We start from the raw sequence: 14,627 nt of genomic DNA, 5'->3' as shown, positions 1-14,627 counted from the left end.
ACAACCTCGATTAATTCCAGTTTAATGCAATGGCCCCTCACCCTTGGGGCAGGAAGCAAGGCCAGCGGAATGGCCGACAACAACAAACTCAGGAAGAGTGAATGAATCTCGCCAAAACGGCGATCGAACGCCCCATCTGGGTGGCGGTCTCGATCGTGCTGATTTTTCTGCTGGGCCTGTTCAGCATCCGGGGGCTGCCGATCCAGCTGTTTCCCGACATCGATCGCCCGCACCTCAATATCTCGGTGGACTGGCGCTCGGCCTCGCCTCAGGAGATGGAGTCGGAGATAACCGACCCCATCGAACAGGAGATGCAGGGGGTGCAGGGGCTCAAGAACCTCACCAGCAACAGCTTCCCCGGCTTCACCGAAATCGACCTGGAGTTTGCCCTCGGCACCGACATGCAGCGGGCCCAGCTCGACGTCATCTCCCGCCTGAACCGGGTCTCCGGCCTGCCGGACAAGATTGGCGGCCCCTACGTCAACAACTACAGCAGCAACGATACCCTCACCTTCTTCTTCATCCAGCAGCTGCCCGGTGCCAAGGGGCAGATCGACGATCACCAGGCGCTGATTGAGGCACGGGTCAAGCCGGAGCTGGAGCGGATCCCCGGGGTGTCGACGGTCGACATCGAGGGGATCAACGAGCGCCAGATCCAGATCCGTTTCGACCCTTACCGCGCCGCCGAGCTGGGGGTGGAGATCCCGGTACTGGCCAGTCGGGCCAGCACCGGCTGGGACGTCTCCGCCGGCACCCTCGACATCGGCCGCTGGGAGTACAAGCTGCGCTTTGCCGGCCGCTACGACGTGGCGACTCTGGGGGACAAGGTGGTGGACTGGCGCGACGGCCTGCCCATCTACCTGCGGGATGTAGCGGAAATCAGGCTGGCCCGGGAAGAGAACCCGGTGCTGCGCATCCAGAACGGCAACACCGCCATCGCGGCCCAGATCTTCAAGGAGAGCGGTGCCAACGCCCTGGCGGCGCTGGAAGCGATCAAGCTCAAGGTGGGCGAGCTCAACCGCGAGGTGCTGGAGCCAGTCGGCCTGCACATGGAGCAGTCGTTCGACGCCTCCCTCTACATCAACCGGGCGGTGGGCATGGTGACCGCCAACCTGGGGCTCGGCGTGCTGCTCTCCTGCGCCATCCTCTGGGTCTTTCTGCGCCAGCTCAAGGCGACCCTGATGATCGCGATCGCCATTCCCATCAGCATCATGCTCACCTTCTGCCTGCTCAAGGTGCTGGGGCGGACCCTCAACGTCATCTCGCTGGCGGGGATCGCCTTTGCGGTGGGCATGGTGCTCGATGCCGCCATCGTGGTGCTGGAGAGCATCTATCGGCGCCACGAGCGAGGGGATCTGAGCAAGGCGGAGGCGGCGCTGGAAGGCACCAGCCGGGTGTGGACCGCGCTGGTGGCCTCCACCCTGACCACGGTCGCCATCTTCCTGCCGGTGCTGCTGCTCAACGACGTGGAGGGTCAGCTGTTTGCTGATCTGGCGCTGACCATCGCCTGCGCGGTGAGTGTCTCCATGCTGGTGGCGGTGACCGTGCTGCCGGCGGTGGCGGCGCGCTGGATGGGACGTGAGCGGCTGATTGATCCCTATGAGGGGCTGTGGCAGGGCACCACCCGACGGGTGATCCGCTGGACCGGCACCTCCCGCCAGCGCTGGGCCGTCATCACCCTGATGATGAGCCTGCCGGCGCTGGCTACCTGGGCCCTGTTGCCCAAGATGGACTACCTGCCCGACGTGAAGCGCGATGCGGTGGATGTCTGGATGAACTTCACCCCGGGCTTCAACCTCCAGGCCCAGCGCGAGGAGGTGATCGACACCCTGATCGCCCGCCTCGCCCCCTACATGAAGGGGGAGCGGGAGCCGGCCCTCAAGAACTACTACATCCTGCGCTACCCGGGCGGCGCCCAGATCGGGGTGCGACCGAAAGAGGAGGATCAGATCAAGGTGCTGGAGCAGCTGTTGATGAAGCAGCTGCTGGTGGGGATCCCCGACACCCAGGTGTTTGGCGGCCAGGGGTCGCTGTTCGGCGGCTTTGACAGCGAGAACGGCATCTCCCTGCTGCTGCAGGGGGGCGATCTGGCCGAGCTCTACCAGGCGGCGCGGGCCGCCATGGCCATCGTCAAGCAGGATCTGCCGGGCGCTCAGGTGAGGCCGCAGCCGGATCTCGATTTCACCGCCCCCGAGCTGCGGCTGGTGCCGCAGGACAGGCGTCTGGCCGAGGTAGGCTGGGATCGCACCCCCATGCCCGCCATCATCCAGACCTTCGGTGACGGGCTGCGGGTTGGCGAGTATTTCGACGGGGAGGAGCGGCTCGACATCATGTTGATGGGGCAGACCTCGGCCAACCCGGACGAACTCAAGGCGGTGCCGCTGGCGACGCCGTCCGGGCGCATCGTGCCGCTCGGCGAGCTGCTGCGGGTGGAGCACGACATGGGGCCGGCCAGCATCTTTCGGGCCGATGGCCGGCGCAGCATCAGCCTGCAGATCTCGCCCCCGGCGGGGATGAGCATGGAGCAGGTGCTCGATACCCTGCAGAGCAAAAGCTTTGCCGCCATCCGGCCACTGCTGCCCGTCGGCGGTGAGCTGCGGGTCTCCGGCAATGCCGACAGCCTGCAGCAGGCGCTGGGCAACCTGGGGGCCATCTTCCTGTTTGCGGTGATGATCCTACTGATCCTGTTGTGGGGGGTCTTTGCCTCCCTCAAGGATGCCGTGCTGGTGCTGCTGACCCTGCCGCTTGCCACCGTCGGCGGCGTGCTGGCGCTGCACCTGAGCGGCCTCCTGGTGCCGCTGCCGATGGATCTGCTGACCATCATCGGCTTCGTCATTTTGCTGGGGTTGGTGGTCAACAACGCCATCCTGCTGGTGCATCAGACCCGCACCGCGGAGCGGGAGGGGATGAGCCGCCAGCTGGCGGTGGCCGATGCCCTGCAAAGCCGGATGCGGCCCATCGCCATGACCAGCCTCACCAGCATCTTCGGCATGCTGCCGTTGATGCTGAGCCCGAGCGAGGGCAGTGAAATCTACCGGGGGCTGGCCACCGTCATCGTCGGCGGCATGAGCTGCAGCACCCTGTTTACCCTGATCCTGTTGCCCGCCTTCCTGCGACTGGGAGAGCGGGTCGAATCACCGCTCGCCCTGCGCCAGCGGGCCTGAGCAAGGAGCTCATCGATGACACACGGTTTTACAAGGATGGTAGTGGGCGCGGCGCTGCTGGCGGGGGGCGTGTTCCCCGCGCTGGCCCAGGGCAAGATGGTGACCCTGGCGGACGTGACCCGGGGGGAGGCGGCGGCCAGCATCTGGGTCAGCGGCACGGTGGCGAGCCGCCAGCAGGCGGCGCTCAGCGCCGAGGTGAGCGGCCGGGTGGAGTGGATCGCCGAGTTCGGCAGCCGGGTCAGCAAGGGGGATGAGCTGCTGCGCCTCGACAGTGCGGCGCTGCGGCTCTCGCTGGAGCAGGCCCAGGCCGAGCAGGCCAAGTGGGAGAGCAACGTGCGCTTTGCTCGCGCCGAGTTTGGCCGGCTGGCGACGCTGCACCGCCAGAAGAGCACCTCCCAGAGCCAGTATGACAAGGCGCGCTACGACGTGGAGCAGGCTGAACTGGCCGAGCGGCTGGCGCGGGTACAGGTGCGCCAGATTGAGGAGCAGCTGCGCAGAAGCCACATCTTTGCCCCGTTCGACGGGGTGGTGAACAACCACTTCATCCAGCCGGGGGAGCACGTGGATGCCGGCGAGCAGGCGCTGGAGCTGGTCAACCCCGATCAGCCCGACATCCGGCTGCAGGCCCCCATCGTCTGGGCCGGCCAGCTGGCACCCCAGACCCGGCTGCGGGTGGAAGGGGAGCAGCTCAGCGGCCACGGTGTCTATTACCAGCGGGCGGCGAGCGCCGATCCCAAGTCGCGCCTCATCGAGCTGCGCCTCAAGCCCGAAGCGGGCCGCTTCATCATCGGCTCGCCGGTGCGGGTGGCGCTGCCGCTGGCGGAGCAGCAGACCATGCTGCTGCCGCGCGATGCCCTGGTGCTCAACACCGAGGGGAGCGTGGTCTATCAGGTGGAGCAGCGCGGCGAGGAGCTGACGGTGAACCGGGTGCCGGTGACTGTGCTGTTTGGCGACAGCCGGCAGGTGGCGGTGAGCGGGGCGCTCAAGCAGGGGGACAGGGTGGTGGTGCGCGGCGCCGGCAGCTTGCAGGATGGCGACAAGGTCGAACTGTTTCGCGGCTGAGGCGGCGGTTTCGCCATAAAAAAACGGCTCCTGCGGGAGCCGTTTTTGGTGCCGGTGAAGGGCGATTACTCGACCATCATCACCTTGCAGGTGTTGGTACTGCCGACGGTTTCCATCTTGTCGCCGTGGGTCAGCAACACCATGTCGCCGCTTTGCAGCAGTCCCTTGGCCTTGAGCACGTCCAGCGCGTCGCGGCACACCTCGTAGACCGGCTTGGTCTCGTCGCCGTCGAACAGCACCGGGGTGACGCCGCGGTAGAGGTTGGTCCAGGCCAGGGTCTTGTTGTGCGGTGACATGGCGAAGATCGGCAGGCCGGAGCTGATGCGGGACATCAGCAGCGGGGTGGTGCCCGATTCGGTCAGCGCCACGATCGCCTTGACCCCTTCCAAGTGGTTGGCTGCATACATGGTGGACATGGCGACGGCCTCTTCCACCGAAGTGAAGGTGTAGCTCATGCGGTGGTTGGAGACGTTCAGGCTCGGGTGCTTCTCGGCACCGACGCAGACGCTGGCCATGGAGGTGACGGTCTCGATGGGGAACTGACCGGCGGCGGTCTCGGCGGAGAGCATCACCGCATCGGTACCGTCGAGCACGGCGTTGGCCACGTCCATCACTTCGGCGCGGGTCGGCAGCGGCGCGTTGATCATCGACTCCATCATCTGGGTGGCGGTGATGACCACACGGTTCAGACGGCGGGAGTGGCGAATGAGTTTCTTCTGCACGCCGACCAGCTCGGGATCGCCGATTTCGACACCCAAGTCACCACGGGCCACCATGACGGCATCGGAGCCGAGGATGATGTCTTCCATCGCCTCGTCGGTGGCGACGGTTTCGGCGCGCTCGACCTTGGCCACGATCTTGGCGTTGGAGCCAGCTTCACGGGCCAGCTCGCGGGCGTAGCGCAGGTCATCGCCGCAACGGGGGAAGGAGACGGCCAGGTAGTCCACGTTCATGCGGGCGGCGGTCTTGATGTCTTCCTTGTCTTTCTCGGTCAGGGCCGGGGCGGAGAGACCGCCACCCTTCTTGTTGATGCCCTTGTTGTTGGAGAGCGGACCGGCCACGGTGACAGTCGTGTGGATGCGGGTGCCTTCGACCTGCTCCACCTTCAGTTGCACGCGACCGTCGTCCAGCAGCAGGATGTCGCCGGCGATCACGTCGCCCGGCAGGCTCTTGTAGTCGATGCCGACCTGCTCCTGGCAGCCTTCACCCTTGCCGAGGGCTGCATCGAGGATGAACTTGTCGCCGACGGCCAGATAGATCTTGCCGTCCTTGAAGGTGGAAACGCGGATCTTGGGGCCCTGCAGGTCGCCCATGATGGCGACGTGACGACCCAGCTTGGCGGCGATGTCACGCACCTGGTTGGCGCGCAGGATGTGGTCTTCAGCAGTGCCGTGGGAGAAGTTCATCCGCACCATGTCGGCGCCGGCACGGATGATCCCCTCGAGGATCCCTTCGCGATCGGTGGCCGGACCGAGTGTGGTTACAATCTTTGTACGTCTTGGCATGAAAGACTCCAGTTTTGAAGTTGATATGACTTGAGATACTGCCCCGTCAAGCGCATGACCCATTGCACCCGCTTGCAAGCCATCTGGGTGGCTTTTGTTACTAAATTACAATACTACACCAAGGAAGGTGGCAGAGACAGCCGGGGGCCGAGGCCCCCGCTGCTTACGAAGAGTGGGGTGTATCAAAGCGGGATTCGCGCAAACCTTCTTTGACTTTCTTCAGGTTTTCGCGAAATTTCATGCCGCGGCGCAGGGTGAAACCGGTCGCCAGCACGTCCACCAGGGCGAGCTGGGCGATGCGCGATGCCATCGGCATGTAGACGTCGGTGTCTTCCGGCACGTCCATGGAGAGCACCAGGTTGCACTCGCGTGCCAGCGGGGAGTCCTTGGCGGTCATGCCGATCACGGTGGCATCGTTCTCGCGGGCCAGCGCGGCAATCTCCACCAGCGCCTTGGTGCGGCCGGTGTGGGAGATGAGCACCACCACGTCCCCTTCGCTGCTGTTGATGCAGCTCATGCGCATCATGACGATGTCATCGAAGCTCACCACCGGGATGTTGAAGCGGAAGAACTTGTTCTGGGCATCGCGGGCGACGGCGGAAGAGGCGCCGAGGCCGAAGAAGCTGATCTTCTTGGACTGGGTCAGGATATCGACGCAGCGATTGATGGCGGAGATGTCCAGGCTGTTCTTGGCGGCATCGAGGCAGGCCATGGTGGATTCGAAGATCTTGGCGGTATAGGTATCGGGCCCGTCTTCCGCCTCCACGTGGCGGTTCACATAGGGCGTGCCGTTGGCCAGGCTCTGGGCCAGATGCAGTTTAAAATCGGGAAAGCCTTTGGTATCGAGACGGCGGCAGAAACGGTTGACGGTCGGCTCGCTGACGTCAGCCATCTTGGCGAGGGTGGCGATACTGGAGTGGATGGCCGTCTGCGGGGAGGCCAGGATGACCTCGGCGACTTTACGCTCTGATTTACTGAAACTTTCCAAATTATTAGTAATTTTATCAAGGGTATTCATCATCACCACCAGGCGTTTTTGTAATTTAGCTTCAGTGTCTTTGCACTAAATTCATGGCTAAGCAGGTTTCCAATCAACTTGATGACTATACAAGACAAGCTCTTATCGAAACTAATCTCGGCCCTGCAAAGTATGACTCATGTCTAATTATTTCGTTGTTTTGGTTACAAACTTCCAGTCATTCCGTGAAAGCGCTTACAAATGTTGCAAAGCAACAACACTGTGAGCGGGCGCACAGTTGCACCCATCAAACGCGCCGCAAGGGGAGGGGCTCGGGTAGAATTGGCACCAAATAATAAGTGCGGGACGGTAACGGCCGCCCCGACCCCAGTAACGAAGGAGTTGTTTTATGCAGCATACCCATGCGCTGGTCGGCGACGTAGGCGGCACCAATGCCCGGTTGGCCCTGTGCGAGCTGGCAACCGGCACCATTTCCCAGGCCAAGACCTATTCCGGGCTGGCCCATCCCAGTCTGGAAGCCGTGGTTCGCCTCTATTTGGATGAACACAAGGTGCAGGTGGGCGAAGCCTGCATCGCCATCGCCTGCCCCATCAACGGCGACTGGGTCGCCATGACCAACCACAGCTGGGAGTTTTCCATCAGCGAGATGCAGGCCAACCTGGGCCTGAGCCGGTTGCAGGTGATCAACGATTTTACCGCCGTCTCCATGGCAGTGCCGGTGCTGGACGCGGCTGACTGCATCCAGCTGGGAGGCGCGGCGCCCGTAGCTGGTAAGCCCATCGCCATCTATGGCGCCGGCACCGGTCTTGGCGTGGCCCACCTGGTGCACACCGGCGAGCAGTGGCTGAGTCTGCCGGGCGAGGGCGGCCACGTGGACTTTGCCGCCAACAGCGAAGAAGAGGATGCGGTGCTGCAGGTGATGCGCGCCGAGCTGGGCCACGTCTCGGCCGAGCGGCTGCTCTCCGGCCCCGGCCTCGTCAACATCTACCGTGGTCTGGTGAAATCCGACGGCCGCGAGCCGCAGGCGTTCGAACCCAAGGACATCACCGAGCGCGCGCTGGCGGGCGAGTGCCTGGACTGCCGCCGTACCTTGAGCCTGTTCTGCGTGCTGATGGGCCGCTTTGCCGGCAACCTGGCGCTCAACATGGGCACCTTCGGCGGCGTCTACATCGCCGGTGGCATAGTGCCGCGCTTTCAGGAGTTCTTCATCGGCTCGGGCTTTCGGGTGGCCTTCGAAGACAAGGGGCGTTTCAAATCCTACCTCAAGGATATCCCCGTCTTCCTCATCACCCACGAGGGGCCGGGTCTGCTCGGTGCCGGCGCCTATCTGCGCCAGTCGCTCGGCATCAAGCTATAAGCAGGCGGCTTGCCGGGGGACGGATCGGCCATGGTTCAGCCTTGATTCAGTGACCATGGCGTAGAGTGTCAACACGTACTCAAGAAGGCAGGGCTCCATAAGGAGTTGGGACTTGTCTTCATCCGCTGGGTGCGTTTGTCACCTGACAAGCCTGAACTGTTTCACCGGCCCTCGCGGCCGGTTTTTTTATGCCTGCGGTTTGCCGGCTGGATGGGGATGTCGTCCTCTGCGCAAGGATGGGCCTGCGCCGCAATACACTGCGCCTGCCGGGTGGCAGGCGCAGTGTGTGGGCCGGGATGGGCTCAGGGCAGGTCGAGGGTGAAGCGGGCGCCCCCGAGCGGGGACTCATCCACCATGATCTGGCCGCCGTAGCTGTGCACAATTTCGGTGACCACCGCCAGCCCGATGCCCTGGCCGGGGGAGCTGTCGGCGCGTACCCCGCGCTGGAAGATCTGCTGCGACTTGCCGGGGTCGATGCCGGGGCCGTCGTCCTCGATTTCGATCCGCAGCCGGTCGAGCCGGCGGCTCACCGTCACCTTGATCTCGCTGATGGCGAACTTGAAGGCGTTGTCGAGCAGGTTGCCCATCAGCTCCATCAAGTCCCCCTGTTCGCCGGCGAAGAAGACGTCGTCATCGAACTTGAAGCGGGTCTGCAGCTTCTTGTGGCGATAGACCTTGGCGAGGCTGGCCAGCAGCTTCTCGATGAGGGGCACCGGCTCGGTACCCTTGCTGGCGAGGCGCTTGCGGCCGGTGACGGCGCGGCGCAGCTGGTACTGGATGATCTGATCCATGGTCAGGATCTGCTCATTGATGTTGTCGTGGATGTCGCGCCCCAGCTTGACCTCCTGCGCCGTCATCTGGATCAGCGCCAGCCGAGTTTTCAGGCTGTGGGCCAGATCGTTGAGGGCGTGCTGGTAGCGCTGGGTCTGCTGGCGTTCGTTCTCCAGCAGCTGGTTGACCGACTCGGTCAGCGGCGTCAGCTCCCGCTCATAGTCGTTGGAGAGCGCCTCCCGCTTGCCGGCCCGGATCTCGTCCATCTGGCGCGCCATGGTGCGCAAGGAGCCCAGGCTCCAGAAGCTGGTGAGCAGCAGCAAGGCGCCGAGCAGGGAGTAGGCGAGCAGGGCCTGGCGGATGCACTGGTAGAGGTAATCGCGGGTCTGGGCCAGGTAGCGCTTGGCCGAATCGACCATCACCACGTAATAGGTGGTGGGGCCGTCGCCGTGATTGCGCAAAAAGCGCAGGCTGTAGATGAAGTAGCTCTCGCCGTTCTTGATGGTGTGACGCTTGAAGAAGTAGTCCTGATCCAGCCCGCCCAGATACTTCATCAGATCCTGACAGATGGTGTCCCTGGCCTGGATCACCTCCGGCATGTGCATGCTGGACCAGCTCAGCTGGCCATCGGCCCGGCAGATCAGGGTATCCAGATTGGGGTCGACGGCATCCGGGGTGATCCGACCCAGATCCGTGGTGGCATGGGCGTCCGGCAGCTTGGAGGAGAACAGCTTGGAGAGGTTCTCCTGCATGCGGGTGCTGGCCTTCTGGGCCTGCTCCTCAGTGTGACCCAGATAGAGGATGTAGACCGAGAAGGCCATGATGAGCGCGATGACCAGCATGGCGCTCAGCATCAGCTTGATGTGCAGCGAGCGGCGGATGAAGCGCATGGGGCGCAGCAGACGAACGTCCATCAGTTGCACGACAGGTTGAAGATGTAACCCTGGCGGCGGATGGTGGAGATGGGCTGGATGGTCCCCTCCGGATCCAGCTTCTTGCGCAGCCGGCTCACCATCACCTCGATGGTGTTGGGGTCCCCCTCGCCGTCGCCATAGAGCTGATCCAGCAGCTGCTGCTTGGAGACCACCTGGCGGGCGTTTCGCATCAGGTATTCGAGGATCAGGTATTCAAAGCTGGTGAGCACCACCGGGGTGCCGGCGATGGTCAGCTCCTTGCGGGAGAGATCCAGCTCGTAGTCGCCGGCCTTGACCCTGGGGGAGATGAAGCCGGCGCTGCGGCGCACCAGGGCGTTGAGGCGGGCCAGCAGCTCGTCCTTCTGGAACGGCTTGACCAGGTAGTCGTCCGCCCCGGCTTCCAGCCCCTCCACCTTGTCCTGCCAGTTGCCGCGGGCGGTCAATACGATGATGGGGAAGGGGATCTGCTGCTCGCGCAGCTGGCGGATGAGTTGCAAACCGTCCATGTCCGGCAGGCCCAGATCGATGATGGCCACGTCGATGGGATAGTCGGCGGCGTAATGCAGTGCCACCTGGGCGCTGTCGGTGCTGTGTACCTGATTCTGGGCTTCGGTCAGCAGGGTGCTGAGGTGGTGATTGAGCAGCTTGTCGTCTTCGACCAACAATATTTTCATAAGGTGCGCGATCATGGGGATCCAGGCTGTCAATTAGAGGGCTTATGACGGGGAGAGTCAATCCGGATCCTAACAGCCCTGGCTGTATCGGGACTGAATCAGCCCGCCATTACTCACCACCCCATCATTAGCCGCTCCCTAGCCTGTGTGAGCCAGGGCCTGACTCGTCTCAGCACCGGTCTGCTGACGCCACAGCCTGGCATAGAGCCCCTCGCGGGCCAGCAGTTCATCATGGCTGCCCGACTCCACTATCTGCCCTGCCTCCATCACCAGGATGCGGTCCGCCTCGCGCAGGGTATTGAGGCGATGGGCGATGCTGATGAGGGTGCGGCCGCGGCGGATGGCCGCCATGTTGGCCATGATGGCCGCTTCCGACTCATAGTCGAGGGCCGAGGTGGCCTCGTCGAGCAGCAGGATCCTGGGGTTGACCAGCAGGGCGCGGGCCAGGGCAATGCGCTGGCGCTGCCCGCCCGACAAGCGGGCTCCCTTCTCTCCCACCTGTTGCTCGAAGCCCTGGGGCAGCTCGCGAATGAAGGCGAGGGCACCGGCCAGCTGCGCCGCCTGCTCCAGCTCGGCCTGGCTGGCATCGGGGCAGCAGATGCGGATGTTGTCGGCGATGGTGCCGGAGAACAGCACGCTCTCCTGCAGCACCACGCTCATGTTGCGGCGCAAGGAGACGGGATCGGCGATGGCGAGATCCATGTTGTCCACCAGTACCTGACCGTGCTGGGGCACATAGAGCCGCTGCAGCAAACGGGTCAGGGTACTCTTGCCGCAGCCGGATGGCCCCGTGATGCCGATGAACTGCCCCGGCTCAATGGTGAGGGAGAGGTTGGCCAGCACCTCGGGGGCATCCGGCTGGTAACGAAAACGGATGTGGCGAAACTCGATGGCCCCCTTGAGGGCGGGCACGGAGGCGAGCCCGTTGTTGCCATGCTCCGGGGCCTCGTCGAGGATGTCGCCGACCCGGCGCAGGGCAATCAGGGTGTGCTGAAAATCCTGCCACACCTGGGCCAGGCGCAGCACCGGCTGGGTGACGTGGCCGGCCAGCATGTTGAAGGCGACCAGTTCCCCCGGGCTCATGCGACCGTTCAGTACCTCGCCGACCCCGAGCCAGAGCAGCAGGGCGGCGGTGAGTTTTTGCACCAGGTCGATGCCCTGGCCAGCCGCCAACCCCACCTTTTTGGCCTGAAAACCGCGCCTGAGCTGGCGTGCCAGCAGGCGCTGCCACTCCTGGTAGAAGCGGCGTTCGGTGGCCGTGGTCTTGATGGTTTCGATGCCGGTGACCGCCTCGGTCAGAAAGCTGGTGGCATCGGCATCCGCCTGATACTCCGCCTCGACCTTTCTGCGCACCAGCGGCCCTATCAGCAGCCAGAGCAGGAAGTAGATCAGCAGCGAGCCCAGCACGCAGGCGGTCAGGCGCGGGGCGTAGTGAAACATGACCCCGACGAACAGCAGGATGAACAGCAGATCCAGCACCAGCATCAGGGTCGAGCCGGTGAGGAACTGGCGGATCTGGGCCATCTCCTTGACCCGGGCGATGATCTGGCCGGTCTGGCGGGCTTTGAAGTAGCCGATGGGCAGGCCGACCAGATGGCGATAGAGCTTGCCGGAGAGCTCGGCATTGACCTGGTTGGCCAGGTGACCGAACACCTGGCCGCGCAGAAAGCCGTAGAGCGGCTCGGCGCAGGCCAGTGCCACCATGGCCAGGGCCAGCACGTGCAGGCTGCCAAGGCTGCGCCCCACCAGCACCTTGTCGATGATGTTCTCGAACAGCAGCGGGCTGGCGAGGGCGATGAGCTGCAGCAGGATGGCGAAACAGAAGACGTCCCGCAGCTGTTTCTGCTGGCGCAGCACCGCCGGGCTGAACCAGCCCAGCCCGAATTTGACCTCGGCCGGGGTGAGATCCTGCTGGGCCAGCAACAAAAAGTGCCACTGCGCCGCCTCGGCCTGGCTCGGCAGCGGTTGCTGCCCGCTGCTGCCGCTGGCGGGATCAAACAGCTGCCAGCCCTCTGGCGTGATGGCGGTGATGGTGTACCAGCGGCCATCCCGCTTGAGCAAGGCCGGCAGCGGCAGCGCCGCGAGCGGGCAGCCCGGCCCCTGCGACAGGGCGCTGCGCAGGCCAAGATGGGCAGCGGCTTCCCGCACCGTCAGGTCGGGCGGTGCCAGATCGCAACCCAGGGCGTGGGCCAGCTGTTCTGCATCGGCCGTCAGCATCAGCTGGTGCGCCGCGTGGGTGAGGGCTGCGAGGGCGCCATTGGCGATGGGGGGGGGCTCGTTCACGGGGGCCTCGCGGGCCGGCAACGCGTGTGTCATTGTCATCGCTCCCGCAGCGCCTCGGCCTGATACTCGCGAATGGGGCTCAGCAGATAGTCGATGACCCGGCGCCGGTCGGTCTTGATCTCCGCCACCACCGACATGCCGGGGGTGAGTTTGACGGGCTGCTGATCGATCAGCATCTCGCCCTGGCTCAGCTTGACCCTGGCGGCAAAGACCAGCCCCAGCTGCTCATCGGCGGTGGCGTCGCGCGACACGCTCACCAGCTCGCCATCTATGGTGCCGTAGCGGGTGTAGGGGAAGGCATCCACCTTGATGCTCACCGCCTGCCCCTCGTGCACGAAGCCGATGTCCTTGTTGAGGATCTTCACCTCGGCGAGCTGCACCCCTTCGTTGGGCACGATCACCAGCAACTGCTGGGCCGGTTGCACTACGGCGCCCTGGGTGTGAATGGCCAGCTGCTGTACCGTGCCGGCCACGGGGGCGCGGATCACCTCCAGGTGCTCCCGTTCGCGCAGTTTGGCGAGCTCCTGCTCGATGGCGGTCAGCTGCAGCCTGGCCTGCTGGCGTTTCTCGATCCACTCCCGCTGCTTTTGTGCCTTGAAGCCGGCCAGCCGCTCCTGCAGGCTCTGCTGCTGGGATTGCAGCACCTCGAGCTCGGCCCGCTGCTGGGCGAGCTGGCGCTGGGTCTCCAGCAGCTCTTTTTCCTGCTCCAGATACTCCACCCGGGAGATGGCCTGGGATTGGCTCAGGGTCTGACGGGCCTGCAGGCGAGGGCGGATGTTGGCCAGCAGGGTGGTGAGAGATGCCATGTCGCCCCGTCTGGCGGCCTGGTTGGCCTGGTTGACCCCGAGCTCGGCCTGCAGGTTGCCGAGGGTGCTGTGAAATTCGTGCAGTTCGCTCTGGTAGTTTTCCACCAGCGCCTGCTGCTGCTCCGGCGTGAGCCTGACATAGTCCGGATGCTGGTCGGGGGCCTGGTCACGATAGAGCGACTGGTAGCGGATCAACGTCTGGTACTGGAACGCCTGCTGCTGGCGCAAGCGGCTCAGATCCTGACTGACTCCCAGCGTATTGAGGGTCAGCAGCGGCGCATCGGCGGCAACCGCCTGACCATCTTCCACGTGGATGCTCACCACTCTGGCCTGCTCGTAGGACTGGATCATCTGGCTGCGGCCAAGCACCAGCAGGCGGCCGCTGGCGGTGGCCTGGATGTCGAGCTCGCCCCAGCAGGCCCACAGCAGGGTCAGCAGCACGCCGGCACTGAGGGTCAGCGCCGTGATGCGGGCAAAGGGAGAGGGGGGCGTCTCGGCCAGCGCCAGGTGGGCTGGCAGAAAGCCGTAGTGGGTATCCGCCTGCCGGGGTGGACGGGGTTGGCGAAAGCGGGCCAGCCAGGTACGCAGATTCATGGGGTCTCCTCGTGCAAGTCCTGCTGCAGTCGCCACAGCCGGGCGTAGTGCTCTCCTCGCGCCAGCAGGCTGGCGTGGTCGCCCTGCTCGACGATCTTGCCGCGCTGCAGGACGATGATGCGGTCGCACTGGCGTACGGTGGAGAGTCGGTGAGCGATGGTGATGACGGTACGGCCACAGGCGATCTGGCGCATGTTGCGCTGGATCAGCGCCTGGGACTCATCGTCGAGGGCACTGGTGGCCTCGTCGAAGATGAGGATCCTGGGGTCGGCCAGCAGGGTGCGGGCGATGGCGATGCGCTGGCGCTGACCGCCGGAGAGCGAGCTGCCCCCCTCCGCCAGCACGGTGTCGTAACCAAGGGGCAGCCGCAGAATGAAGTCGTGGGCCCCGGCCAGGGTGGCGGCCCGGATGATCTGGTCCAGGCTGGCATGGGGCATCGACTGGCGTTGTTGCCCAAATAAGCCATTAGGCCACAACTTCCCCAGCCCCAGGTGATAGTTACACTTGGGGCTTTCTAA

At 64.5% G+C, this 14,627-nt stretch carries 10 protein-coding genes; 3 read left to right on the top strand and 7 right to left on the bottom strand.

Features of this window, described 5'->3' with window-relative positions; all coding sequences use genetic code 11:
• Positions 1-101 precede the first annotated feature (101 nt).
• Together PG899_RS19585 and PG899_RS19580 are read left to right on the top strand one after the other, a co-directional pair.
• A complete protein-coding gene (locus PG899_RS19585) occupies positions 102-3,164 on the top strand; it encodes an efflux RND transporter permease subunit (RefSeq protein ID WP_077096043.1) in 3,063 nt (1,020 codons plus the stop codon).
• A 15-nt stretch (positions 3,165-3,179) separates the two neighbouring features.
• Positions 3,180-4,226: an efflux RND transporter periplasmic adaptor subunit gene (locus PG899_RS19580; RefSeq protein WP_017408448.1), complete on the top strand. Its 1,047-nt coding sequence runs from the start codon at positions 3,180-3,182 to the stop codon at positions 4,224-4,226.
• Positions 4,227-4,291: 65 nt separating this feature from the next.
• Here PG899_RS19580 and pyk read toward each other — a convergent pair whose 3' ends face one another.
• On the bottom strand, positions 4,292-5,731 hold the full coding sequence (gene pyk / locus PG899_RS19575; RefSeq protein ID WP_011705256.1) for a pyruvate kinase: 1,440 nt from the start codon (positions 5,729-5,731) through the stop codon (positions 4,292-4,294).
• A gap of 163 nt (positions 5,732-5,894) precedes the next feature.
• On the bottom strand, positions 5,895-6,749 hold the full coding sequence (locus tag PG899_RS19570) for a MurR/RpiR family transcriptional regulator (protein ID WP_005298732.1): 855 nt from the start codon (positions 6,747-6,749) through the stop codon (positions 5,895-5,897).
• 349 nt (positions 6,750-7,098) lie between these two features.
• Between PG899_RS19570 and glk the strand changes: the two genes are divergently transcribed.
• Entirely contained in the window at positions 7,099-8,067 is a 969-nt protein-coding gene (gene glk / locus PG899_RS19565) for a glucokinase (protein WP_011705258.1), read from the top strand.
• Between the two features lie 302 nt (positions 8,068-8,369).
• Here the strand turns inward: glk and PG899_RS19560 are convergent, their stop codons facing one another.
• The 5 genes from PG899_RS19560 to PG899_RS19540 form a co-directional block, all read right to left on the bottom strand.
• Positions 8,370-9,752 (bottom strand): ATP-binding protein, encoded by a 1,383-nt coding sequence (locus PG899_RS19560; RefSeq protein ID WP_016350039.1) that lies wholly within the window; start codon positions 9,750-9,752, stop codon positions 8,370-8,372.
• Positions 9,752-10,426, bottom strand: a complete 675-nt coding sequence (locus PG899_RS19555; protein ID WP_016350040.1) for a response regulator — start codon at positions 10,424-10,426, stop codon at positions 9,752-9,754. The genes PG899_RS19560 and PG899_RS19555 overlap by 1 nt, the downstream gene beginning before the upstream one ends.
• A 138-nt stretch (positions 10,427-10,564) precedes the next feature.
• Positions 10,565-12,742 (bottom strand): type I secretion system permease/ATPase, encoded by a 2,178-nt coding sequence (locus PG899_RS19550; RefSeq protein ID WP_077096042.1) that lies wholly within the window; start codon positions 12,740-12,742, stop codon positions 10,565-10,567.
• Positions 12,743-12,744: 2 nt separating this feature from the next.
• Positions 12,745-14,109, bottom strand: coding sequence for an HlyD family type I secretion periplasmic adaptor subunit (locus tag PG899_RS19545; RefSeq protein ID WP_077096041.1), 1,365 nt, complete (start codon positions 14,107-14,109; stop codon positions 12,745-12,747).
• Entirely contained in the window at positions 14,106-14,585 is a 480-nt protein-coding gene (locus tag PG899_RS19540; protein WP_442866365.1) for an ATP-binding cassette domain-containing protein, read from the bottom strand. Before PG899_RS19540 ends, PG899_RS19545 begins: the two co-directional genes overlap by 4 nt.
• Positions 14,586-14,627 lie beyond the last annotated feature (42 nt).

Origin of the sequence: Aeromonas sp. QDB39 (assembly GCF_027707585.1) — a bacterium.
Taxonomy (GTDB): Bacteria; Pseudomonadota; Gammaproteobacteria; order Enterobacterales; family Aeromonadaceae; genus Aeromonas; species Aeromonas hydrophila.
This window is presented reverse-complemented; position numbering and strand designations above follow the sequence as displayed.

What these genes read in the sequence shown, in the direction of transcription:
- glk (WP_011705258.1), top strand. Translation starts at nt 7,099, where the DNA reads ATGCAGCATACCCATGCGCTGGTCGGCGACGTAGGCGGCACCAATGCC.
- PG899_RS19580 (WP_017408448.1), top strand. Translation starts at nt 3,180, where the DNA reads ATGACACACGGTTTTACAAGGATGGTAGTGGGCGCGGCGCTGCTGGCG.
- PG899_RS19555 (WP_016350040.1), bottom strand. Translation starts at nt 10,426, where the DNA reads ATGAAAATATTGTTGGTCGAAGACGACAAGCTGCTCAATCACCACCTC.
- PG899_RS19550 (WP_077096042.1), bottom strand. Translation starts at nt 12,742, where the DNA reads ATGACACACGCGTTGCCGGCCCGCGAGGCCCCCGTGAACGAGCCCCCC.
- PG899_RS19560 (WP_016350039.1), bottom strand. Translation starts at nt 9,752, where the DNA reads ATGGACGTTCGTCTGCTGCGCCCCATGCGCTTCATCCGCCGCTCGCTG.
- PG899_RS19585 (WP_077096043.1), top strand. Translation starts at nt 102, where the DNA reads ATGAATCTCGCCAAAACGGCGATCGAACGCCCCATCTGGGTGGCGGTC.
- pyk (WP_011705256.1), bottom strand. Translation starts at nt 5,731, where the DNA reads ATGCCAAGACGTACAAAGATTGTAACCACACTCGGTCCGGCCACCGAT.
- PG899_RS19570 (WP_005298732.1), bottom strand. Translation starts at nt 6,749, where the DNA reads ATGAATACCCTTGATAAAATTACTAATAATTTGGAAAGTTTCAGTAAA.
- PG899_RS19545 (WP_077096041.1), bottom strand. Translation starts at nt 14,109, where the DNA reads ATGAATCTGCGTACCTGGCTGGCCCGCTTTCGCCAACCCCGTCCACCC.